Consider the following 24,212-nt stretch of genomic DNA (forward strand, 5'->3'; position numbering starts at 1 on the left):
ATGCGACGTTTAAGATTAAGTCATTGCTGTATAAAGACTTAATTTCAAACTCGACGGGGATGTTCCAAAAGTAACCAACTTTTGGAACATCCCCATACTCTGAACCTTTATTTATTCCATAGATTTTTTAAATACGTCGGTATTTCAGAAAAACGGAAATGTAAACCGAATTTTAAGTAGCAGAAAGCGGCAGTCCCGGCGATGAGTATGCCGAGTATGATAAACAGAGCTTTCCGTCCGTTTTTCTTATCGGCAAAGGGGTCGATGGGAACCACGATACTGCCGAATGGAATAGCGGCAAGTTTTGTAAGCTGAGTTCCGAACGGAATATTGATCCTTGTGCGGATATTTACTGCCCAGCCGTTTGCTTCAAGAATCGGAGCAATACTGCGTTTACGCAGCTTCATCGAAGCTAAAATCATCGACGGGCCGGAAATACAGAGTAAAATACCGATAAGTCCGAGCGGAACCCAAAAACCTAATCCGAATAATGCTTGCAGAATACTGCCGATTAAGGCTGAAATACCGCCTAATGCAGTACCGATCAAGGCAATAGTTCCTAAGTCGAGTTTTTTGGCGGCTACAGGTGCGGTAGGTGCTGGGGCTGTACCTGCTGCGGCTTGTTTGTCAGCGGTTGTGACGGTGGCTGCCGTCTTGGAAAGCAAATCGGCTGATTTCGCTTCGCCCGCTGCAGCTCGTGCCGCAATTTGAGTTTCAATCATTGCAGCGAGTTGCTTATATGGCATGAAGAACGCCTGTCGGACACTGATCGGGTTGGCAATAACTTTTGTAACAACTGCATTCCAATCCTTGCCGATGCGGTCGTAGAAAATACCGTTTCGACCGATTACGATATTGTCGCTATCACCGTTTGTAAACAAGGCAACGATTTTTTTAGTTGTTTCTCCCTTGCGGCTGATATCGCAGTATACCAAATAGGCTCCGGAAAGCGTATCCAAGGTTGCATGGCGGGCGTCTCCGTTAAGTTCAAAGCATAAGTCCGCTGCGCGTGTATCAAAATACAATACACCGGCTTGAAAAACCGAACCTTTGCCCTCATAAAAGTCGCTGAAGCTGATATAGTTTTTCAATAATGTAACAAAATCGCGGCGTAGGAGTACGAGTTTTTCCAAATTGGATACATTTCCGCGTTCTTTTTCGATTGTTAATGCATATCGAATTAACGAGGAAACTTCTCCTTGTTTTTCGCCGTTTGTGAGTGCTTGTAAGAATGGAACACTGAGCAAAGCTGCCGGTGTCGTAGGTTTGCCGTTCAAGCGTTCTTGATACGGTGTCAGTTTCTGTACTATGAGGGCGAACTCATCCTGTGTAATGCATTCCTTGTGCCCGAGCAGCGGTAGGACAGCATCTTCTGCAAAGGTTTGCAGCTTTGCTTTCCATGCAGGATTGACTCCTTTTGTTAGGGGCAACGGCTTATCAACGGCTGCTGAAGCAAGCGGTAGTGCATTCAGTGCTTCATTATCGTAATGAATACTTTCTGCTGCAAGTTGTTGGAATACCTGTTCATCGGCGGATAAGGCGGTGGCCTTATCCGGTGCATATTCAGTTAATGTACAGCGTAAAAAATAATCATCCGCCTTTTCTTTTATAGCGGAAAGTGCTGCTGTTGCTTTTTGAGTATGTTCCAGATCGAGCGGTAAGATTCCTTCTTCTGCGAGAGATGCTTGCCACATTAAAAATGCTTGCGCACTGCTTATTAAATCCTGCTGAATACGCTGTTGAACTCCGTCTGCAAGCGTGCCGTTTGTAACACAAGAGGCAACGGCAATATTGATGAGCTGTTTTAGTTTATCATCATCGGAACCGTCAGCCGGTATCGGTGCATCACAATCAGGTGTATGTGCATCAAAGAATTTTTTTTGCGTTTCTATATCTGCTATCGAAATTTCCTGTGCATCAGTCTTTTTGATATGATCCAGTAACCAACGGGCACTGGCGCGAAGCGTTTCATCCTTAATCAATGCCAGCGGTACTGAATCTCCTTCTTCCAGCAATAAAGAAATATCGGAAAGCTGAGTACCAATCCAATCGACGGCAGAGAGAATTTCAGGCGGACGAATGAAGCCGTCGCCGTCATAGTCGAGCAGTGCAATTGTTCTAGGATCAAAAAATATCCCCTGAGTCGGCATTGCCAATACCGTCCATAATTTCTGGTCAAGTTCGTGCAAATGGGTAAGATCATCTGCACTTTTCAAAATGACCTGTGTAACACCGCCGAAGCGTGAAAAATTCCAGCGGTGCTGTTCAGTATTTTTTTGTAGTATCATAATACCTCGTGAAGATATTTTCGATGATTCCGCTTGAAATGTCAATGATGGGTGTTTAATCGAAAAATCAGTAAGAAGTGGACAGAGCTGTACCTCCAAAAAGTTTTAGTTTTTTTAGAGGTACTTGTTTTTTATATCAACTTCCGGCATTCAAGATAAAACCGCTTTTCACTAGCCTCTCCCATCGAAAAACTTTTTCTCGGTAGCGAGCCGTTTTCGGCGATGGTCGAAAAAAAGCTCTCTTTAGAAATAGGCGGTAATAAGAGGGAAACTGCATCGGAATTCTGCGGAATACGGAAAGCCTCTTCGGAACCGTGAATATAATCTATCTGAAGGTTGTGCGTTCTGATAAAGTCATCCAAAAGCGGCTGCAGAGCGCTTACTGCGAGGCAGGTCATATCGGTTTCGAGACAAGTGAGCTCGCCGGTTGCAGCGATAAAACCGAACGAAGCGGAGGAATGTTCTACTTTGTGCACTAATTCTGGCTTATCGGAACAAGCTATAACCTTACCCCCTAGTTTTGATTGCAAGAAAGCGATTAATTGTTTACTGTCTGCACCGAATATAACACGGTGAATGGGTTCGAAGGTAAGGCCTGAATCGTACAGGTTCACAATTTCGACAAGGGCATAGCGCAATGGATTATCTTTAAGGCTGTCCGGAAGTGAGATAGATCCATTTGGTTGCTCAATACCTCCATGGTGCCGCTTGTGTGCATCCCATACGGCTTTGGCCGTTGCAAGTGAATGATTCCCATCGCCTACGGCAAACATAAACACCGAACCGTCAGCGCCGGTATTGGCTCGGTACAGTTTTTCAAGCGCTTTTTCCATATATGCAGAACAGTCGGCAGGAAGAGCCCAGCCTGAAATACTGCCGGAATTCAGCATAAGCTGTGCGGTATAGATCGGTGTAGCTTGAGCGTTATGGATGGAATCGCCGATTTTTTCTATTAAAATTCGTTCAGGATCATCGACCAGCAGCATAATATGCGGCATTTCCAACGCCGCTCCTTGCCTAATCTCCATCCGCGGGGGCAGCCGTTCCACAATCGTAGCTTCGGTTGCGCGTATTTCCGCTTTTGAGTCCGGCCGCCAATCGTATTTTTCCAAATCGATACAGGTAACAATCCCTTTCCGCAAGCGATTATAGGCTGTTTTTCGCTCGATATAAAGCATGGAATGCACGGGATTTGCAAAAACACCTGCTGCAAGGTAGTCTTTCATTGTTTTTTGGATATTGATAATTTCTTGCTTCCGTTGTTCATCGGAAAAGGTATTTAAATAGACTTCCGGCAAAATCATGTGCAATGTTGAATAACAGTTTTTTGCAACCGCGGCAGCTTTGCTCCAATAATCGGTATCCTGCGTATATTGGTCGCAAGCGATCACAGACCATGCGGTGAGGTTAACACTTTTATGAGGTAGTAAAATATCGGGCGTCCTAAGCGCACATTTTTCAAAAATATTCATACCAACAGTATAAAAGATAATAAAAATAAATTCCAGACACAGAGTTAGGGTATCTATGAGCATTACAGTATCTGTGAGTTGCTAAAAACGTATATATGCCCTATAATAATAAAATACTGTTTTAATTATTTTTGTGGAGGAATATAATGCAGGCAATTATTTTAGCGGCGGGAATGGGAAAGCGACTCCGATCGTACACGAAGGATGCGACAAAATGTATGGTCAAGGTCAATGGGAAAACATTAATTGAATATACGATAGAAGCGCTTGTGGCAAATAAGATAGATAGGCTTGTGGTTGTAGTCGGATATAAGGGGCAGCTTTTAAAAGATTTTATCGCCTCAAAGTTTAATGCGGTTAATCTGCACGGCATGAAAATTGAATACATTGAAAACCCTGTGTATGATACGACAAATAATATCTATTCGTTATATCTTGCCGGAAATGAAATGGCAAAGGATGATACCATCCTGCTCGAAAGCGACTTGATTTTTAAACCTGAAATTCTAACCCGCCTGATTACCAGTCCCGATAAGAACCTTGCGGTTGTTTCGCCGTTTGAATCGTGGATGGACGGTACTTGTACCTTGTTGGATGAAAATAACTGTATTACCGCCCTTCTTGATAAAGTCCGTTTTAATTGGTCGGATACCGAATATTACTATAAGACCGTCAATATCTATAAATTTTCTAAAGAGTTTTCACAGCAATACTACTTGCCGTTCCTCGATGCCTATCAAAAAGCCTTTGGCAAAAATGAATACTACGAGCAGGTTTTAAAAGTTATCTCTTTCTTATCGTCATCGACCTTAAAAGGATTGGTGGTAAGTGGAAAGGATTGGTATGAAATTGACGATCCTGCCGATCTTGCTATTGCAGAAGACCGATTCAAGACGGGGCGCGAAAAACTACACAGCCTTGAAAAACGGTACGGCGGTTATTGGCGATTCCCTCAGCTCAAGGATTTTTGCTATCTGGTTAATCCGTATTTTCCACCGGAAAAACTTGTCAGCGAAATGACGGCCAGTTTCGGAACGCTGTTAACGCAATATCCCAGTGGGGCAGCACAGCAAAGTCTCCTCGCTTCCAAAATATTCAATGTAATGCCGGAACATATCGTCGTAGGTAACGGCGCTGCGGAATTGATTTCTTCGCTCGCAAAATTTACCGAATGTACCGTCGCTATTCCATTCCCTACATTTAACGAATACCCTGAACGATTCTCGCTCGCCAAGGTTGTGCCCGTGCCGACCGATATGCAAACCTTTTCATATTCAGTGGACGATATTATCGGGACGGTGAAAAAAGAGCATGCAAAGGCCGTTGTTTTAATCAATCCTGATAATCCGACGGGAAATTTTCTAGAAAAAGATGATGTATTGCGGCTCTGTGGGGAATTGAAGCAAACCGGAACCGTTCTCTTTTTTGACGAATCGTTTATCGATTTTGCAGAAAAATCAAAGCGCTATACACTGCTTGACGAGAATATTCTCGCGGAATACCCCAATCTCGTTGTTGTAAAGTCGATTAGTAAGAGCTATGGAGTGCCGGGATTGCGGCTCGGTGTTCTTGCCTGCGCCGATGCACAATATATTGCCCATATTAAAAAAGCCAATGCTATTTGGAATATTAACTCATTCGGCGAATACTTTTTGCAAATTTACGACAAATATAATAAGACCTATGCGGCCGCCTGCGATTCAATCGCCGCCGAACGCAGCCATTTTTCTGAAAAACTGGCGGAAATTAAAGATCTTACGGTTTTCCCAAGCCAAGCCAATTATATCCTGTGCCGGTTGACCGGAGCAGTCAAAGCCGAAGAACTCGCCGTTAAGCTGCTTGAAAACTATAATATCTTTATCAAAGATTTATCGTCGAAGAAATGCTTTGAAGGCGGCAATTATATTCGCCTTGCCGTACGAGATCAAACCGATAATGATATGCTGATAGCGGCATTAAAGGCTGTATTGCACGAATAAAGGCACTTGTTGCTTATTTTATAAAAAAACAGAGCAGAAGCTGCTCTCAACAATATAGGATGATTGCGGGGCTATACGCCCCGCTTTTTGTTTTTTAGCGATCTTCAGTGTAATTAATTGACGTAAGAAGCGTATTCAGTCTAACCATCGGATCTTCATAGCCTCTAAATGTAAACGTAACATGATAGCCTTTCTTTGAAACAGCCGTTATGTCTCGTCCAATACAGGGATAGATTGTATTCGATGTTTCGTAGGGGAAATATTCGGGTTTTAAAATCGAAACACGATAATCGCTACCGTCATACTGTACTTGCGCAAGATTGGCAGGGAAGGGAACCAGGAAGATTAAAAAATCATCGCTTTTGCTGCCGCCGATACTAAGTCGGGTTCCTGACTTCATCACGTGAATATTCCGTTTTCCAATTAGTGTGGTTTGGTTATAGACAAAAAGTTCTGTCATTCCCGACTGTGAAGGCTTTGTATTGAGCCGGCCGCTATAATAGCTGTGATTCAATCCCGGACGGTGGTTGATATGGCTCTCTGCACTATTTAACAAAGCAAAACGCCCTTCGGCAGCACGGGATCGTTCTTGTGCAAGGTGATCAAACTGTGCTGCTGTTTCGGTTTTAGTTGCCGATGCTGCCGCCGCCGTTTGGGAACCGAAGCTATTCAGGGTGTCACGCGGATCTGTTTTATTTGCCAACTGCTCCGGATAATATTTCGTTTGGGAAGCAGTAAGCGCTTCTCGCTGATTTCTATTAAGATCGGTTTGCCGAACAGCATTGTTTTGCTGTCTTAAATCCGACTGTTGTCCGACCATCCGTGCAGCATATTTAACAGGTTCGGAAGCTCGGCGGCGGAGTATAAAGATGATTAACAGCAGAATAAGGATAAATACCAGCGCGGCGAGCAGAATCCATAGAAGATTACCCTGCAGCAGTGACTGAATGAATGTCGGTTTCACGGTGAGCAATACGGCTGCTGCTTGGGAAAATGTTTTATCTTGCTGTGCAAGGTCAAGCCGTATATCGGTACGGTGTTGACCTTCGCTGCGTAAACTGTCCGGCAGTGACACCCGAATGGTAAGTTCGCTTTTTCCTTCGGGAGGAATACGGACAATGATATTTTCCAGCCGCTGCTTTTGAGTTCCACTGCCGGCTGTCAAAGACACACTTTGTAATTGTACTTCAGCGGGTTCTGCCGCTTCATTAATAATAGTGAGCGGAAGTTCGGCAGTATTACCTGAGGTTTCTATACGTTCGGGAAAGATAATGTGTGGAATAGGGAATGCCGTGTCATTGAATTCCACGCCGCCTTCTTCCGGTAAGTTGCTCGGTTCAATACCGAGGTTTTCGGTAAAGGCCTGAGAAACATCAGTGTATTCTTTCAGTCCTTGTCCGGCTGAATCGGTACCTGTACCGGTTCCCTGTCCGCCGGCCGCCGATGCGGCAGTATGTTCGGTATTTTGTCCTGTCATACCCGAACTATCTGTTGTACCCGCTTGATTTTGAGTGTATCCGTCATTGCCGGTAGCGGAATTGGAATTCGCTGTTGTAAAAGCATCGGTTCCACTACCTTGCGCGGTATTTGATCCGGAAAAAGCAGCAGCCGGACTATCGGTTCGTCCTGTTTCAGTATTAACGCGTCCTGTTGCGGTATTCGGTGTTTGAGCACTATTACCGGCAGTCTGTCCGGCGGATCCTGCTGCTTTGTTTTGTGCATTCGTGCCGGTATCGGCTGCGTATCCTTTCTGCCCGCTCGAAGCACTGCCTGTACCGGCGGAAGCTGTACCCGAAGAAGTTACTGCACTATCGACACCTGATCGATCAAGCGAGCCTGTAGCATCAAGCTTGCCGGCATAAAATGCTCCGTCCAAATCTTTAATGACTGCATCGGAGGGGAAGGGAAGTTTTACATAGTATACCTTCCAACCATGTGCACGGATGGAAGCGGAAATCTTGGCTAATTCGGTCTTTACCTGTTCACCGGTATAATTTCGATATGGGCTTGATGCGGGCGGATTAAAAATACCGTCCGAAATAACAATCAGTATCTTTGCCTGCTGAGAAGGTAGTTGCGTCATATATTGACCGGCAAAATTGATACCGGACAAAAAATCGGCACTTTGCCCAAGCTGATACAGAAGCATAAAACGGGAAACAACGCGGGATAAATCCGCTTCGGTAGTAATTTTTTGAGACATTTCATAATGAGGAACTGCACTAAATGAAATAAGATGAAATGAGTCCCCTATGCGAACAAATTTTGAAATGATGGATTGTAGTACACGCTTATTGATAACCTCGTAATAGGGTAACACGGTACCGGAAGTATCCATAAGGACGATTACATCAGCAGTCTCTTGCCGAGTTGTCTGAGCACTCAATGCAGATGTAATTAAACAGAAGATTGCTACAACGGCAAAAATCCTTATTTTTTTCATTATATACTCCCCTTTACAGTTATCTAAAAAGAGCCCCTACAAATGAGTAGTTGCAGAGGCTCTTTTTATATTATCGGACACCTTTAAAAACTTGGTTAATTTTACGGTCTCCTTTCGTATCAATCGATTACAGCGGCAGAAATATCGAGGAGTTTATACGTCTTTTCTTCTTCGTTTACCATGAACGAAAGCGTTTCTCCTACCTTGTGGTTTAAGAGATTCGTACCCAGAGGCGACATATACGATATGACACCGTTTTCAGGATCCGACTCCCACGGGCCCAGGATAGTATAGGTTTCTTTTTCGCTGTTGCCGGGTTTTTCCAGTACGACAATAGTCCCAAAACCGACACGCGTTGTTGTAATGGTCGTAGGATCAAATACTTGAGCCCGTTCCAGTTCTTCCTGCAAGCGGCTTACCGTGTTGTTAAGCCTATTCTGCTCTTCTTTTGCAGCTTTATATTCGGAGTTTTCACGCAAGTCGCCCAAGGAGAGTGCAAAACCGACTTCTTTCGAGTTACGCGGTATTTCAACTTCAATAAGCCGCTGAAGCTCTTTTTTCTTTTCTTCAAGCATTTTCGACGTTACGATTAAGCCGCGTCCCGTAACCGTTTTTTCAACTTCGTCAAAGAATTTAAAATTTTTATACTTTTCAAGAATACGGTTACGCAGCTGCATCTTAATCGGCGGATCCAAGTCCTTAATATCGCTGACCAGCGTATAGAGTCTTGTAACGGCATCTTCATCATGGTCGAGAATAAAGTTTTCGAGCAAGGCTTCCTTACCGAAGAGAATGGTATGGATCTGCTTGTTGATTTTCCGGTTCTCGGTGGTATTCCGCCGGCTTGCAATTTCTCGGTATGTTATATCGAGGATATGAATAAGAACAATAATCTCATGTTCATAATCGATATTCAGATCTTTAAACCATTGCTCTTCCTGAGCATTTTTGAAGAACCAAATAACCGCTTCACGGTATTCTTTATAGTCTTTGAAGCAGGTCAGTACGAGGTCTTTTACCTTTTCAGGGTATTCTTCAAGCAGCGGATTAAGTATTTCTGCAGAGAGTACTACGGGGAATAGGCGGATATATTGATCGCTCCAATCCGGAACAAGGTTTTTAATGTTGCGGAGATATGCGCTCCGAAGCTCTTTATTTTCTATGTCACGATATATGGCTGCAGGGTTCTCTATCTGCGCGAATAATTCCGCAAAATTATGGTGTTGCGTTACACTCAGGTGCGGCAGCGCTGCGGTCAGTTTTGACATGACTAAATAGGCCGCAATCACTTGTTCATTCACTTGACTAAATGCTTTGAGGAAGGCATCAAAGTAATTAATCATATCTTGAAAGCTGTCTGAGTCCGTATCACCGCTTTCCATCACATTAAAGATGATTTCAACCCGCTCAAAGAAATTTTTCTGTGCTTTAAATTCGTTCGACAGTTTTTCTTCCAGTGAAATCGGACGAGTATGTACCGTGTAGAAATCGATATTGGTAGGATTAATACCGAATTCGGGGTTTTCTTTGACGACTTTCCGTGCCTTGGTACTCCATGTTGTCCATTCTTTATCGGTCAACAGTGAGGGAACCAGCTCATGCTTAATCCGCTTAAAATCACAGTTGTTATCAAAGCTGCGGATGATGTTTTTCAACGCCCATTCGGGATTTGTTTTCACCTTTGCGGCCAGTTCATCGCGCTTCATAATCGATTTTAATACCCAGATATGATCTTTATCCAGCGTCTGGAGAGCCGTAATCCCCATCTTAAGACTCATCGTATGACCGCGTTTCTTTGCAAAGTCGATAACCAATTCATCATTGTTTACTTTTGCGATGCGTCCGACGCCCCATGTCCGGTGGAATACAAAGCAACCTTCATCGAAAGAAATATGCTTTTCAAAATCGTCGATAGCTTCAAAAACGTTTCGCCAGCTTTGTGTCAAATTGGATACTTTTATGTATTCTTCAAGCTGACTGTGCGATGCATACTTTTCTCTAAAGCATTCGACAATTTCCTTCCGCGCCCAGTTATCTTTATCATCGCTGGTGAGCACCAGTTTTAAAATATCGATAGCGGTATTCCAATCTTTTTCTTTTTTATAATAATCGTACAAGTCCTGCATGAGCGCGGCGCCCCGTTCTGCACCGAGATGATCCGCTATCTTCCGTTGTACGTGATAAAAAAAGTCGATTTCTTGCGGGACTAACTCCACCAACCGTGCCCATACCTCTTTTACGGCAGTATAAGAATGGCGGTTGATATAACGATATAAGGCCTTTTTATAATACTCAACCGCTTTTTCCATATCGCCCATTTGCTGATACCGTTCGGCAAGCTGCTTCGGAATATCAGCTTCTTCATAGTCGATACGGGTAAGCCGTTCCCAGATGTCATAAATATCGCCATTACCGGATTCTTTGTAGCAGTTGGCTAAAGTCCTAAGCGCAAATTTTGAGTCTCCGAATTCAAGTACCCGCTGACAAAGATATTCAACGATCTGCATCCGATGGTTATCGATAAAAATGGTTACCAGCGTTATGAGCGAAGAGTCATCGAGGAGCTGCTTGGAAAGCGCAATAATACTTGAAATATATAATGCCGTAATACTTGTTTTATTATGAGAAAGATGTTCATCGGACAATGCTTTCAATTCATCCAGATGACGGTTCTTTTTTGCTTCTTCAATAAGTGTATCGAGTTCTTTAAAATTGTTAATGGAATAATTTGTAATGGCAGCACGTGTCCATTTTTCCTCATTAAATATATCGCGGACATTCTTTTCTAATACATCTGACATATTCACCTCACTGTGTCATTACCGTATATAGCGGTTATAGATTTTCTCGTCGAGCAGTTTAATTCTTAGAAGAATCTCATCGATTTTCGGCTTTTCAACAGTACCACTCATATAATGGTCTATAAGCCAAAAATAATAATTAATTAAACGGGGCACAAGGATTTTTTTATTTTTTACATCCTTCTCCCTCAGCTCATTTTCAAGCATATAGATAGACTGCTTCAGCTTCCCTAGTTCCAAGGCTTTCAGCTCACGTTTTACATTCAGTACGCCGTCAAGGGCGCCGTAAACCGGAAGCCACTCCAACAACTCCTCTCCTGTAAAACCTATATTCGCGACTTTAGTAACGAGTGCACTGATAATTTCAGATTCAAGAAAACATATCTCTATTTCTGAAGCGTTTTTAAAGAGTGCTTCTCGAAAAAAAATCTTCGCAAGTCGTACTTCGCCGCTCAAAGCATAGGCATCAGCAAGTTCCGCCGGAATGGCCGATGAAGCCGTATTCAGATCAGCCGCATATCGTAAACAGCTGATCGCTGTTTCATAATCCCCGAGCGCTTTATAGCAAAGCCCTGTTTTCCGATATATTTCTGCCGTATTATGCATGGGCTCAGTTCCGTTTAAGAGCGATCGGTATAACCGTAACGCAATGGTAAACACACTGCACTTAAGAGCATAGATAATCGGCTCGTTAAAGTCTCCTTTCTTTTTTATATAATCAAGAAAGGGCTTCCATTGAGAAATAATATACTCACCACGCAAGAAATCATCGGCTAGTGCTTGTGAATAACGCACCCGATCAAGCCAGAAACTAACACCCTTCAGTGTGTACATCACTTGAGGGTTTTCCAAATCCTGTTCAAGCAGCCGCCCCAGACTAAGATGCGCTTGCTCAAGGTCCCCTTGCTTAAGAAAGACAAGAGCGGGCTGCAATAAAGTTTGAACAGAACGATCTATCATAGTTCCGTATTATTATACTGATAATCGTGCTTTAGTCAATTGACCCGTTTTGAGAAATTTGTTATTATCTGCCCTCATTTTCAATCATATACAGAGGTTCCATTTCCGAAAGAGCCGCTGCCGTCAGCTGTGCGGCCTCATTGCCGTCAATCCATTCTATTTCGATGCCGTTCCGTTCCATGCGCCGGAACCATGTTTCCTGCCGTTTTGCAAATTGTCCGATTGCCCGATAGAGCTGCTCAATATAGGCTTCTTTACTTTCGATTTTCCCCTGCAGATACTGCGCCGTAAAGCGGTATTCCAAACCGAGGCTTTCGAGCCGCTCCCACGAATAGCCCTGCGCATGGATTTGTTCGGTTTCTTCTATCATACCGGCATCGATGCGGGCAATGAGGCGGCGGCGGATGCGTTCGCGTAACACGCTGCGCTCAAAAGAGATACCGTAGATCTTCGGCTTGATGGACGGCACAGCATGCAGATGCGCGGCGGCAGATTCGGGATGTTCCTGCCGGTAACGGGCAATTTCGATAGCGCGGACAAGGCGGTCGGGCTGTTCCAAGTCGGTTTTATTGTGAATATCCGGCTTTAGCGCTATGAGCATATCTTGCAGCTCCGGCAGTGTTTTTGTTGCCAGCGCTTCGCGCAATGCGGGGTCTTCGGGGACGGGAATCAGCTCATAGCCGCGGAGGATGGCATCGAGGTACAGTCCGGTGCCTCCTGCGATAATCGGCAATGCGCCTTTGTCAACAAGCTGCGGAAAGATGCGGTACACCTCCTGCTGAAAATGGAAGACCGTAAACTCGCGGCTTAAATCGCAGACGTCGATAAGGTGGTAGGGAATGCTGCCGTATTCCTGCAAATCCTTTCCCGTACCCAAATCGAGTCCGCGGTATACTTGCCGGGAATCGGCGGAGATGATTTCACCGTATTTTGCGTGCGCAAGTTTGACGGCAAGCGCCGTTTTTCCTGTTGCCGTAGCGCCTAATACTACGGCGCAATTATAGTGCGGCATTATCGTTGCTGCATGGGGCGGCAGAAGTTTGAGCTTCCATGCGCTTGGCTTCTTCCCAAAAGCTGTCCATCTGGGCTAAAGTGTCGTGGGAGCAGGGGATACCGGATTCTGCCATGCGTTTTTCGACAAAGCGGAAGCGGCGTTCAAACTTTGCATTGGTACGGCTGAGCGCAATTGCGGGGTCGATATGTAAATGCCGCGCGGTGTTCACCAAGCTGAACAGTAAGTCTCCGAATTCCGCTTCCGCTTCTTCATGCGTGCCGTGCGCAAGCGCTTCCGTAAATTCCGCAAGTTCTTCTTCCGTTTTTTTCTGCGGCCCGTCTGCCGTATCCCAGTCAAAGCCTTTTTTCGCCGCCCGCTTTTGCAGTTTGTATGCGCGGGTGAGCGGCGGAAAGGTTTTGGGAATGGAATCCAATGCGGAGGCGCTTGCACGGCCCTCTACGGTATCTTTGATGGTATCCCATTGCGCAAGCACTTTTTCCGCCGTAACCGGCTTTTTTGTATCGTCGGGGTCGGGGAAACCTGCCGTTTGTCCGAATACGTGGGGATGCCGCCTGATCAGTTTTTCGTTGAGCTCGCCGATCATCTTCGCGACGGAAAAGGCGCCCTTCTGTTCAAACATATACGCAATCATCACGATGTTTAAAAGCACGTCGCCGAGTTCTTCCGCCGCATGGGTGGCTTTCGCGCTGTCCGCGAAGGCTTCTTCCAGCGCCTCAATTGTTTCATACGTTTCTTCAAGGAGCGTTGACCGCAGCGTCATCGGAGTTTGCTCGATGTCCCACGGACAGCCGCCCGGCGCCCGTAGCCGTTTAATCGTGGTAAAGAGCGCTGCAAATGCTTCTGCAGCGGCTGCTGTTTCCGGCTGCGCCGCTATCGCCGCAGTATGGGGATGAACGGCTGAGTCTTGTTCGTTTTTGTCGGTATTGTTGGGTTGTGTCATAAGTTCTCCTGTTGTTGTGCCGGAAGCATATCCTTCAATAGCTGTTCCAATGTCGGTTCGATACAAAAGCTGTCTTTGATGCGGCGGTATTGCCGGAGCGCTGTTTCTTTCAGCCGTTCCGCTTGGCCGGCGCTTTGTGTTTTTTTTACCGCATGGATCAGGATGTTTTTAGGGGTATGTTCCGTTTCGATAAATTCCATAATCTGCACGGTGTACCCGCAGGCTTGTAAAAGGAGCGCCCGCACGGTGTCGGTTAAGAGCGAAGCAAACCGCTCGGTGATAATGCCGTGCTCCATAAAGGGAAGCATCAAGTGATCTTCCGTGCGGAATGTTTCTTTTCGGGTTTTAAGCTGGGCATACAGTTCATGCTGGCAGCACGGAACGGCAAAGATAATCGGTACCTGCGCGCGGACAGCTTGAGCAAGCGCCAAATCGGTTGCCGTATTGCAAGCGTGGAGGCATACCATCATTCCGGTATCGTCCGGCAGCGGATGGTCGCCTATGTTCCCTTCGGCAAAGTCCAAATCCGTGTAGCCGCACCGTTTTGCCAGCGCGGAGCAGTGTTCGATAACCTCGGTTTTTAAATCCAGCCCGTGAATCCGCACCGGAATCTGCTGCCGTTCATGCAGATAATAGTAGAGCGCAAAACTCAAATAGGCCTTACCGCAGCCGAAATCGGTGATGGAAAAAGGCTTGCCGGAACGGGCAACCGTATCCCGTATAAACGGTTCAACCCCGGCGATAAATTCGAGGAATTTATTGATCTGCCGGAACTTATGGTATTTTTGCTTTAAGACGGAGCCCTCCGCATTCATCACCCCCTGTTCGACTAAGAACGCAAGCGGTATTCCTTCGGGAATAAGATAGTTCTTTATCTTGTTGTGCCCGCCGCAGTTGTTTTCCGTGAGCGGAGCGGAGCAGGGGAGCCGCTTGGTAAGGGCGATGGTTCCCTTGTTGTTCTGTAAAAAAAAGAGCAGTTCCTTTTGACCGCGGCATTCCGCAGCCTTAAAGCGGGTAAAACATTCCGCTATTGCGCCGGATACCGCCTCCGGTTCAATTGTTTTCTGAAATGCTTGCTTGTTTTTAACGGTTGCCAGCTGATACGCGGCTTTCCCTTGTATCGTGATATGCCGAAGCCGTGCCTTTGCTTCGTCGATTCCCTTACGCGGGCGGGAAAACGAAAGCTGTATAATAGAAGCATTCAGGCATTCTTGCGCCGCCTGATCGGGTGTGTAGATGGTACTCATAGATGGTGAGGCATTGTATCAAAAAATATGGAGTAAAACAACAAATCGAGCAAAGGACACACACATTGATGCGTTTACCATACCCTTTTGTGCGAAATTTTGGATAAATTTTCGCACATTTTTTTGGCAGACGGGTAAACGCATCAGGCAGAGTAGATAAAAAGCGCAGAAGCATTGAGGGCTATATAGTTAAAAATAATTTTTGTGTTAGCCTTTTGAAAAGAGGTGAGGCAGATACGAGGCATGAACAAAAATTACCCACAGGCGTGCTTTTTGCACGTCGAGGACTAATTTTTGTGGAATAACGAAGTAGATGCCCTCCTGTTTCCAAAAGGAAAGGTTGAATAGCCGCTATTATTCTGCGGGGTTACTAAAAAAACGGCCTAATGCGTTTACCCTGTGTGCGAACTCTAGGACAAGAGCAGGAAAATCTGTTATAATCTGCTATGCGGTTGCATCTTGATTGCGGAAAAGGGCAGATAATAAAAACCGATTTACCGGCTTTTATCATGGGAATTGTTAACGCAACGCCCGATTCGTTTTATGAACCGAGCCGTTCGGTAAGCGTGGAAAAAGGCTTGGAGCGAGTATTGGCATTGGAAGCGGAAGGCACCGATATTATTGACATCGGAGGGGAATCTTCCCGTCCCGGGTCTTCCTATATCAGCGAGGAAGAAGAACTCGAGCGGGTTATCCCCTTAATCGAGGCTGTCCGGAGGCACAGCGCTATTCCCATATCCGTAGATACACGGAAAGCGGCGGTTATGAAGGCTGCTTTTAAGGCAGGCGCAACGCTGTGTAACGATATTTCGGCTTTAACCGATGATCCGGCTCTCGGTACGCTGATTGCGGAAGAAAGCGGCGCTGTCGTCCTTATGCATAAACAGGGAACGCCGCCGACAATGCAGCAAAATGTCCCGCAGTATGGAAATGTAGTAACGGAAGTACGGGATTACCTTGAAGAACGGGTGGCATACGCTTTAAACTGCGGAATAGCGCATGAGCGTATCATTATCGACTACGGTATCGGTTTTGGGAAGACGGTTGAAGATAATTACCGGTTGATTACGGCAAGTGCCTATTTTACCGGCTTGGGGTATCCGTTATTGGTTGGACTTTCGCGGAAGTCGTTTATTGGCGTCGTTACCGGAGAAGTTCCTGAAAAACGGCTTGCCGGAACACTTGCCGCAACGATGTATGCGGTGCAGCAAGGCGCGTCGATTGTGCGGGTTCACGATGTTGCGGAAACGCGGGAACTATTACTGGTGTTAAAGGAATTGCAAAAATATGGAACTACTTAGGGATATGCTGTCGTTCTACCTCTCCTATATCGGACCGGTGCTGGATGTACTGCTCCTTGCGTTTCTGATGTATAAGTCATATCAGATATTGATTAAAACACAGGCGGCGCAGCTCGGAAAAGGAGCGTTGTTGATGCTCCTCATCTATGCGGTTGCATTCTTACTGCACCTTACGACGCTGCTTTGGATATTGAATACGCTTGCGACTGGGGTTGTTATCGGTGCGGCAATTATTTTTCAGCCTGAACTGCGGAGAATGTTCCTAACGATGGGGCAGAACGATTGGTTCAGACGTTCCCGCTCCCAGCATAGCCATATCGATTATGTATTAACTGCTGCCGAGCGCCTTTCTGCAGAACGCCGCGGTATGTTGGTCATATTTTTAAGACAGAACAATTTAAAAGAGATTATCGAAAATCCGTCTGCAACCCGAATCAATGCGGAAATCAGCTCGAATCTTCTGGTAACTATTTTTGAATTTGACACCCCGCTGCATGACGGTGCGGTTGTTATCGATAACGGGCGGGTTATCGCGGCAGGCTGCTATCTGCCGCTTACCAAGCAGGATGACATTAACAAGAGTTTCGGAACACGGCACCGTGCCGCGCTCGGTATTGCGGAAGAAACGGATGCGGTCGTACTTATTGTTTCCGAAGAGTCGGGAGCAATAAGCCTTGCCTATGATTCAAAGTTGTATTACGATCTTACAACGGACAATATCGAATCGGAACTGACGTATCTGCTCAAAGTCAAGGCAAAAACTCAAACCGCTGAGACACCCGAAGGAAGCGCTTCATGAACATAAAACAAATACTGCTTCGGCTTACCGAAAATTGGCCGGTTAAAATTATCTGTCTTGTCTTTGCCGTTTTTCTGTCGGAGTTTTATCGCGGCACTCTTTTAGATAAACGATACCTCATTGTACCGCTTACCATTGAAAACAACGGCTCGCTCACACCTGCAGAGCAATATCCCGCTAAAATAAAAATTACGCTTTGGGGTGATGCCACCGGTATCGGCTCTATCGGCGAAAATGATATTACCGCTTTTATCAATATATCGGATTTTAAAACGGAAGGAACCTACCGGATACCGATCGAAACTCGGCTTGCAGGAACGGTAACACCGCTCGGCAATATGGAAATTAGTACGGAACCGGCAATTTTAACGCTTCGATTGGCAACAAGTATACGCAAACAGGTGCCCGTTACGCTTTCTTTAAAAGGAATTCCCGCCGACGGCTACGAAGTAACCGAAAGTTCGCTGGAACCCGCGGCTATTGAAATTGAGGGGCCTGCCGAACTCGTTGAAAAAATTACAGAACTTGCGACCGAGCCGCTTTCGATAGAAGCTCGTACAAACGGCTTTTCCGGAACAGCTTCCATCATCAACAACGATCCGCTGATTTCTATTGCCGGCAAGGCACAAGTACAGACCACCGTTAAAATCAATGAAACAACCATCAAGAAAAAGTTTGATAATATCCCTATCTATTTTGAAAAGCAGAATAAAGAGCTTTCGATAACTGCCGATACAAAAACCGGCAGCTTGGAGATACAAGGTTCCAAAAAACTGCTGGAAACATGGAGTCCTTCCGAAAATATATTGACGGTATCATGTGAAAGCATTACCGAACGAGGTGTGTATACGCTGCCTGTTGTTCCGGTATTATCGGCAGAGTATTCAAAACTGCAAATACTGCAAGTGAGTCCTAAATCGGTACAGGTAACGGCGGAATTTCCGGAAGTATCGGCAGAGGATGAAATACATAGATGATTATCGGGTTTGGAATAGATGCCGTTGATATCAGCCGAATACAGCGGTGGATGAAACATGAGGGGCTGCTTGCCCGTTTTTTTCATCCGCAAGAATTGGCGGAAACCAAAAGCAGAGGATTGACCGCGGCCTATTCTTTGGCAGCCCGTTTTGCCGCAAAAGAAGCGTACGGAAAAGCACTCGGTACCGGATTAAAGGGGATAACATTGAAAAATATCCTTGTTACCAATAACCCGAACGGAAAACCTGAGTTAACGCTCTTTGGCGATGCAGCTATACCGTTTGAGCGTATCCGCGGTACCCATATTTATCTTTCGCTGACCCATGAAAGCAATATGGCTATTGCAGGTGTTATATTGGAAAGTGAGCCGTGTTCGGTAAAAGCGAAGGCTTTTTAGCGATGCCCAATACACGGTACGTTTAAGAGGAGATCCGTAGTATGAAACGTGAAGAAGATCAGCAAACTAAAAAAGAAGCAGCTATTTCTTATTATTCCAAGGATCAGATTGAATGCCCTGTATGCGGGGCAAAGTTTAAACGGGAAGAAATGTATTCCGGCGGCGGCCGCGTTATTGCCGGTGATTTAACGGAAGAATTGCGCCGCTTATATGAACCGTCAGCACGATATGGGGAGGTATATCCGCTTATCTACAGCATGACTGTTTGTCCGCAATGTTTGTACGCGGGCTTTACGCAAGATTTTAGAGTTATCGAAAAACCGATTGCCGAAAAACTGCTTGAAGCGATGAACGAACGCTATAGTGCGGTAAAAGGTCTTTTTGGACATGTTGATTTTACTACTGCCAGAACACTCCACGAAGGAGCAGCATCCTATTATCTGGCCTTACTCTGCTACGATCATTTCGAGTCAAAGTATTCTCCTACTATTAAACAGGCAATATGCGCACTCCGCGCCGCATGGCTCTTTTCAACACTTGGAGAAAAAGAGCCGGAAGAAAACTATACGTATATTTCCAAGCTTTTTTATCAAAAGGCACTGTTCTTGTACCGGCGTGCGCTTGAACTTGAAACTACCGGTAAAGAGATGATTGCAGGCTTAAAATCTTTCGGCCCTGATGTGGACAAAAACTATGGGTACGATGGTGTTATTTATTTGGGAGCCTTATTGGAATATCGGTACGGGCAGCGGCAGGATTCCGCGACACGGTTGAAGCGGCTTGAAATGCATAAAATTGCATTGGCAAAAATGTTCGGCCTCGGAAAATCCTCAAAAAGCAAGCCCGGTCCGATTTTGGAGCATGCCCGGACGCTCTATGATGCTTTGAAACTTGAATTGAACGAAACGGATGACAACGACTGATTCGGTTCTTCTCCAGCGTAATATTCTGCTCCGTATCTCATACGACGGCACACACTTCCATGGATGGCAAAAACAACTGCATCACGGAAAAGAATCGTTCCGTACCGTACAGGGAGAAATTGAGCGGGCGCTGGCACTGTTGCATAAACACCCTGTGGAACTTTTCGGTTCGGGAAGAACCGATGCCGGTGTCCACGCGTGCGGACAGGCAGCTCACTTTTTTACCGATATAGCGCGGATAAAGCCGGAAAGTTTTATTCCTGCACTCAATTCTGCGTTACCCAAGGATGTACGGATTATGGAAGCGTCTCATGTTTCCGATAATCTGCACGCCCGTTTTAGTGCCCGCTCGCGCACATACCGGTATTTTATTCACTGCGGGAAAACCGCCTTTGCACACCAATTACCCTATTGCTGGCATATACGGCGCGAACCGGATATTAACCTGCTTAACAAGATGGCAAGCGTCTTGTCGGGTGAATTGGACTGTACAACGTTCTCTGCTGCCGGTGACCAGAGTAAAAGCAAATCGCGCTATATCTATACCGCTCGATTTTTTACCGACAGGGAATTTCTCGTGTTTGAAATTTCCGCCAATGCCTTTTTGTGGCGTATGGTACGCTCGATAACCGGAACTTTGCTGCGTTATGAACAGCAGAACGGCACAAAAGAGGATTTTGAGGCTGTCCTCCGCTCAAAAGACCGCCGGAATGCAGGAGAAACCGCTCCTCCGCAGGGGCTCTTTTTATGGTCGATTGATTATCCTCAGCAGTTGCTCAAGGCAAACGAAACGAACTCTTTTTGTACCTCATAATGAAAGCCTAAAACAGTTCGATGCATTTGTTCATCATTTAGTCTTGCTTGCGTATTTCTTTAATCCGATCCCAATAGAAATCAAGTTCATCGGCTTTAAAGAGCGGTTCGGGCGGCGGACGTTTGAGACTGTTATGCCGTTTTATTTCTTCCTGTAAGTCCGAAATTGATGATCGGGTTAAAAACGGCTCACCGAATGCAAAAGCCGCATCCGTTTCACTATAATATAACGGGAGCGATTGTATCTTTGGATATTTTTGATTCGGATACACATCACCGATTGCATGAGTTCCCGGGCCGCCGCCTTGTGGTGTAAGGGTCAGCTGCCGCATACCATTATCGCCGGTGCTGATCGATACGCTGCCTTGTTCATAGTTTTTGAGCTTTGATCCGTTATCGGTTATGCAGCTGTATATCGTGCCGTATTGCCTGATAAACTTCGGTACGGATACTTGTAATCCGTCATCGAATGCAAACCCTGCATATTTTTCTTTGTATTCAAAATCGCCTGTCCAATAGCGGAATTTGATGTACTGTGTTCCATTAAAGAAAAAGGCATCAAAAAAAGCGGGAGCCTCCTGCTGATATATCAAGATACCGTTACGAAAACCTTGTTCAACCCAAAAGCCGTCCAAAAGCGCCGTCGATGGGGAAAGTACCGGCTGCGAATAAGTATTCGTCTCTGCAGACCCCGAAGATGAGAGACTTTGCCGTCTATCGGCAATAAGATTATGGGGTGTTTTTTTATAAAATGAGGAAAAGAATCCGTTGCCGTGCACCCATACGCTTGTTTTTATCGGTGTTCTAAATCCCTGATAGCGGATATTCAACGAATAAATATTTCCCGTATCTTCTTGTTTTACTACTTTGACGGGGTAGGTACCCATATCCTCATACACAAAGCGATAATATGTCTTGAGGACTATCCGCAGTGTATCTTCCGTAGTGCCGTCCGCCTTTCCGGTATATTCAATAAAGCGTTCCGAATTTTCCCAAATACCGGCAAGAGATTGACTAAGGCAGGGAAGCGGCAAAATAAACGACAAAGATAAAATGATATAAAAGTGCTTAATATAGTTCACAGCAACGAGAGTATATCATATAACCCGCATTTTGTTTAGCTGGTATTTGCAATTATGATGCAGCACACTGAAACACCCTTTAGCTTCTCCGTATTTTGTGCTATATTCCACCCCTATAGTGTGAAAGTTTGAAGAAAATTTCGCACAAAAGGAAGGACGTTGATATGCAGGAAATCATCGATTTACTGGAAAACGATGCGCGGCTGAGCCCGCAGGATATTGCCGCAATGACGGGTAAGTCTGAGGAAGAAGTACGTGCTGCCATTAAAAAATTAGAGGATGAGGGGATCATCTTAAAATATGCTGCGGTTATCAACCGTGAACGGTTGACGAGCAGCGATACGGTATCCGCAATGATCGAAATTCAGGTTGCGCCGGCGCGGGAACATGGATTTGACCGCATCGCGGAGCGGATATACCGGTATCCGCAGGTAAAGACGGTACAGTTGATGTCCGGCGGATATGATCTGCATGTGCTGGTTGAAGGAAAAGACTTAAAAGAGGTTGCCTTTTTCGTGTCGGAAAAGCTCGCGTCGCTGGAAGGGGTTATCAGTACGCGTACGCATTTTGTGCTCAAGACCTACAAGGAAAACGGAACCTATTATATCGACCCGAAAAAAGATCCCCGCGAAGAGATTACCGCATGATGGATAGACCCGATAAATTTTCCAACCGGATTGTGAGCGTTGCTCCTTCCGGTATCCGCCGCTTTTTTGAGCTTGCCGCCGGACAGAGCGATATTATTTCGCTGGGGGTAGGGGAGCCTGACTTTGCAACGCCGTGGGGTATGCGCGAGGAGGCGTGGTATCACCTCGAATGCGGGCATACCTCTTATACTTCAAACTGGGGGCTTGAACCGCTCCGCAAGGCGATTGCAAGCTATCTAAACCGCTATGGCATGTCGTATTCTCCTAAAAATGAGGTGCTGATTACCTTCGGCGTTTCGGAAGCAATCGATATTGTGTTCCGTTCTATTTTAAATCCGGGGGATGAGGTGATTGTTGCGGAACCGTGCTATGTTTCGTATCAGCCCTTGGTTGCGCTCTGCGGAGCGAAACCGGTCGGACTGAATACCTCGGCGGATAACTTTATCCCGACGGCGGCAGCCATCGAATCGCTCATTACGCCGAAAACCAAGGCGCTGATTATCTGCAGCCCGAACAATCCCACCGGTACGATGATTCCTGCTGATGAGATGGAAAAGATCGCCGCCGTCGTTAAAAAGCACAAGATTTGGGTGCTCTCCGACGAGGTGTATTGCGAACTTAGGTATGAAGCGCCGCATGTGTCTATCGGTTCTTTCCCCGGAATGAAGGATTACTGTATTATCCTCAACGGATTTTCAAAGTCCTTTGCGATGACCGGCTGGCGTATCGGGTTTATCGCCTGCCCGCAGGAGCTGATGGCTCAAGTTCATAAAATTCACCAGTATGGGGCAATCTGCGCTCCCATTATGAGTCAATATGCGGCGCTGGAAGGATTGGAACGCGGCTGGGACGAGGTTGAACGGATGCGGGTTTCCTACCGGCAGCGGCGCAACTTGATGATGAAGAGCTTTGACTCGATGAATCTCCCATATATAACGCCCGACGGCGCATTTTACCTCTTTGTCGATATCCGCAGTACCGGTTTAAGTTCGGAAGATTTTGCGGTTAAGCTGATTACCGACTACAAAGTTGCGGTTGTGCCCGGCCAGGTATTCGGACAGTGCGGCGAAGGCTTTGTCCGCTGCTGCTACGCTACCGACATAAGCAAGATACGGATTGCGCTTGAGCGTATCGGTAAATTGCTGAAAGGCGAGCCGCTGTAATGGAAAAGCTAAAAAACATAGAAATTATCGCAATGGACTTGGACGATACCCTTTTGCGGGATGATCTAACCATCTCCGATTATACGGTATCGGTGTTGCAGGCCTTGATGAAAAAGGGCGTACTGACATTGCTCGCTTCGGGGAGAAGTCCCCGCTCGGTGCATTCGTATGCGCAGCGGATCGGTTCGGATAAAACGGAAAGCTATATCCTGTGCAACAATGGAACACAGATATTGACCTCCGATATGAAGCTGGAAATTATCAGCCGCTGCCTCGGCGCCGATCTTGCGCTTGAGATTTACGATTATATAGAGTCGCAAAATCTTTCCTGTCATCTCTATTTTGACGATACCATTTATATCGTTAAACGGACGGTTTTTTCGGATAGGGACGCGCATCTGACAAAAATGAAGATTGTCGTGCCGAAGGACTATCGGGAAATTTTGCGCACCAAGCCGGTGTATAAGCTGCTCATCCCTGCGGAGCCGGATATTATCGCTGCCGTCGAGCCTGAGTTTAGAAAGCGGTTCGGTACGCGGGCTGTCCTGTTTACCAGTAAGCCGTATTTTTTGGAAATTATTCCGTTGGATACCGGCAAGGGGGAATTCCTGCAAGAGCTGGCATGGCTGCTCGGTGTCAGAGATAAGGCTGTGATGGCATTCGGCGACAGCATGAATGACGAAACGATGATCCGCCTTGCGGGATACGGCATCGCCATGAAAAACGGCCTCGACGCTATCAAAGATATTGCGTACGCAGTAACAGACTACACCAATAACGAAGACGGCATCGCCCGCTTTTTAGAGAAGTACGTGCTGTAGAGTATAAGGATGCGGTACCTTCTTTCTGTGCGAAATTTTGGATAAAATTTCGCACATTTTTTCTAGCAGATGGGTAACCGCATCAGGAAAAATTGATAAACATCGCAGAATAATTGAGGTCGAGAGACCATTTGAACCAACGG

The 24,212-nt window shown here is 45.9% G+C and carries 19 protein-coding genes; 10 read left to right on the forward strand and 9 right to left on the reverse strand.

The window, feature by feature from the left end:
- Positions 1-107: 107 nt before the first annotated feature.
- Together E4N65_RS04570 and E4N65_RS04575 are read right to left on the reverse strand one after the other, a co-directional pair.
- Positions 108-2,288 carry a YccF domain-containing protein gene (locus tag E4N65_RS04570; protein ID WP_253674247.1) on the reverse strand — a complete coding sequence of 727 codons (2,181 nt, stop codon included), beginning with the start codon at positions 2,286-2,288 and terminating at the stop codon, positions 108-110.
- A 131-nt stretch (positions 2,289-2,419) separates the two neighbouring features.
- Positions 2,420-3,760, reverse strand: a complete 1,341-nt coding sequence (locus E4N65_RS04575; protein WP_044016815.1) for a DUF1015 domain-containing protein — start codon at positions 3,758-3,760, stop codon at positions 2,420-2,422.
- Between the two features lie 146 nt (positions 3,761-3,906).
- Between E4N65_RS04575 and E4N65_RS04580 the strand changes: the two genes are divergently transcribed.
- On the forward strand, positions 3,907-5,739 hold the full coding sequence (locus tag E4N65_RS04580) for an aminotransferase class I/II-fold pyridoxal phosphate-dependent enzyme (RefSeq protein WP_253674248.1): 1,833 nt from the start codon (positions 3,907-3,909) through the stop codon (positions 5,737-5,739).
- 94 nt (positions 5,740-5,833) lie between these two features.
- Here the strand turns inward: E4N65_RS04580 and E4N65_RS04585 are convergent, their stop codons facing one another.
- From E4N65_RS04585 to E4N65_RS04610, 6 genes are all read right to left on the reverse strand, one after another.
- Positions 5,834-8,182: a VWA domain-containing protein gene (locus tag E4N65_RS04585; protein WP_253674249.1), complete on the reverse strand. Its 2,349-nt coding sequence runs from the start codon at positions 8,180-8,182 to the stop codon at positions 5,834-5,836.
- Positions 8,183-8,301: 119 nt separating this feature from the next.
- Positions 8,302-10,983 (reverse strand): transcription elongation factor GreA, encoded by a 2,682-nt coding sequence (gene greA, locus E4N65_RS04590; RefSeq protein ID WP_253674250.1) that lies wholly within the window; start codon positions 10,981-10,983, stop codon positions 8,302-8,304.
- An 18-nt stretch (positions 10,984-11,001) separates the two neighbouring features.
- The gene (locus E4N65_RS04595) at positions 11,002-11,943 is read right to left on the reverse strand and encodes a hypothetical protein (RefSeq protein ID WP_253674251.1); all 942 of its coding nucleotides are present in this window, start codon (positions 11,941-11,943) and stop codon (positions 11,002-11,004) included.
- Positions 11,944-12,007: 64 nt separating this feature from the next.
- Positions 12,008-12,955 carry a tRNA (adenosine(37)-N6)-dimethylallyltransferase MiaA gene (gene miaA / locus E4N65_RS04600; RefSeq protein ID WP_052185432.1) on the reverse strand — a complete coding sequence of 316 codons (948 nt, stop codon included), beginning with the start codon at positions 12,953-12,955 and terminating at the stop codon, positions 12,008-12,010.
- A complete protein-coding gene (gene mazG, locus E4N65_RS04605; RefSeq protein WP_253674253.1) occupies positions 12,942-13,898 on the reverse strand; it encodes a nucleoside triphosphate pyrophosphohydrolase in 957 nt (318 codons plus the stop codon). Before mazG ends, miaA begins: the two co-directional genes overlap by 14 nt.
- Positions 13,895-15,145 carry a class I SAM-dependent methyltransferase gene (locus E4N65_RS04610; protein ID WP_253674255.1) on the reverse strand — a complete coding sequence of 417 codons (1,251 nt, stop codon included), beginning with the start codon at positions 15,143-15,145 and terminating at the stop codon, positions 13,895-13,897. The genes mazG and E4N65_RS04610 overlap by 4 nt, the downstream gene beginning before the upstream one ends.
- A gap of 446 nt (positions 15,146-15,591) precedes the next feature.
- Between E4N65_RS04610 and folP the strand changes: the two genes are divergently transcribed.
- From folP to truA, 6 genes are read left to right on the forward strand one after another with little or no spacing between them, the layout of a single operon-like run.
- Positions 15,592-16,446: a dihydropteroate synthase gene (folP, locus tag E4N65_RS04615; RefSeq protein WP_253674257.1), complete on the forward strand. Its 855-nt coding sequence runs from the start codon at positions 15,592-15,594 to the stop codon at positions 16,444-16,446.
- Positions 16,433-17,245 (forward strand): diadenylate cyclase CdaA, encoded by an 813-nt coding sequence (gene cdaA / locus E4N65_RS04620; protein ID WP_044016770.1) that lies wholly within the window; start codon positions 16,433-16,435, stop codon positions 17,243-17,245. Before folP ends, cdaA begins: the two co-directional genes overlap by 14 nt.
- Complete coding sequence (locus E4N65_RS04625; RefSeq protein ID WP_253674259.1) at positions 17,242-18,222, forward strand: CdaR family protein; 981 nt, start codon at positions 17,242-17,244, stop codon at positions 18,220-18,222. Before cdaA ends, E4N65_RS04625 begins: the two co-directional genes overlap by 4 nt.
- Entirely contained in the window at positions 18,219-18,620 is a 402-nt protein-coding gene (gene acpS, locus E4N65_RS04630) for a holo-ACP synthase (RefSeq protein WP_253674261.1), read from the forward strand. Before E4N65_RS04625 ends, acpS begins: the two co-directional genes overlap by 4 nt.
- Before the next feature lie 41 nt (positions 18,621-18,661).
- A complete protein-coding gene (locus E4N65_RS04635) occupies positions 18,662-19,543 on the forward strand; it encodes a DUF2225 domain-containing protein (RefSeq protein WP_253674263.1) in 882 nt (293 codons plus the stop codon).
- Positions 19,530-20,357, forward strand: a complete 828-nt coding sequence (gene truA / locus E4N65_RS04640) for a tRNA pseudouridine(38-40) synthase TruA (RefSeq protein WP_253674265.1) — start codon at positions 19,530-19,532, stop codon at positions 20,355-20,357. Before E4N65_RS04635 ends, truA begins: the two co-directional genes overlap by 14 nt.
- A gap of 37 nt (positions 20,358-20,394) precedes the next feature.
- Here the strand turns inward: truA and E4N65_RS04645 are convergent, their stop codons facing one another.
- Positions 20,395-21,438 carry a hypothetical protein gene (locus tag E4N65_RS04645; protein ID WP_253674267.1) on the reverse strand — a complete coding sequence of 348 codons (1,044 nt, stop codon included), beginning with the start codon at positions 21,436-21,438 and terminating at the stop codon, positions 20,395-20,397.
- 164 nt (positions 21,439-21,602) lie between these two features.
- Between E4N65_RS04645 and E4N65_RS04650 the strand changes: the two genes are divergently transcribed.
- The 3 genes from E4N65_RS04650 to E4N65_RS04660 are packed head-to-tail and all read left to right on the forward strand — an operon-like array spanning position 21,603 to position 24,069.
- Positions 21,603-22,085, forward strand: a complete 483-nt coding sequence (locus E4N65_RS04650) for an Lrp/AsnC family transcriptional regulator (protein WP_044016757.1) — start codon at positions 21,603-21,605, stop codon at positions 22,083-22,085.
- A complete protein-coding gene (locus tag E4N65_RS04655) occupies positions 22,082-23,248 on the forward strand; it encodes an aminotransferase class I/II-fold pyridoxal phosphate-dependent enzyme (RefSeq protein ID WP_253674269.1) in 1,167 nt (388 codons plus the stop codon). Before E4N65_RS04650 ends, E4N65_RS04655 begins: the two co-directional genes overlap by 4 nt.
- Positions 23,248-24,069 (forward strand): Cof-type HAD-IIB family hydrolase, encoded by an 822-nt coding sequence (locus E4N65_RS04660; RefSeq protein ID WP_253674271.1) that lies wholly within the window; start codon positions 23,248-23,250, stop codon positions 24,067-24,069. The genes E4N65_RS04655 and E4N65_RS04660 overlap by 1 nt, the downstream gene beginning before the upstream one ends.
- Positions 24,070-24,212 lie beyond the last annotated feature (143 nt).

The sequence above is a fragment of the Treponema sp. OMZ 855 genome, from assembly GCF_024181145.1.
In the GTDB taxonomy this organism is placed as follows: domain Bacteria; phylum Spirochaetota; class Spirochaetia; order Treponematales; family Treponemataceae; genus Treponema.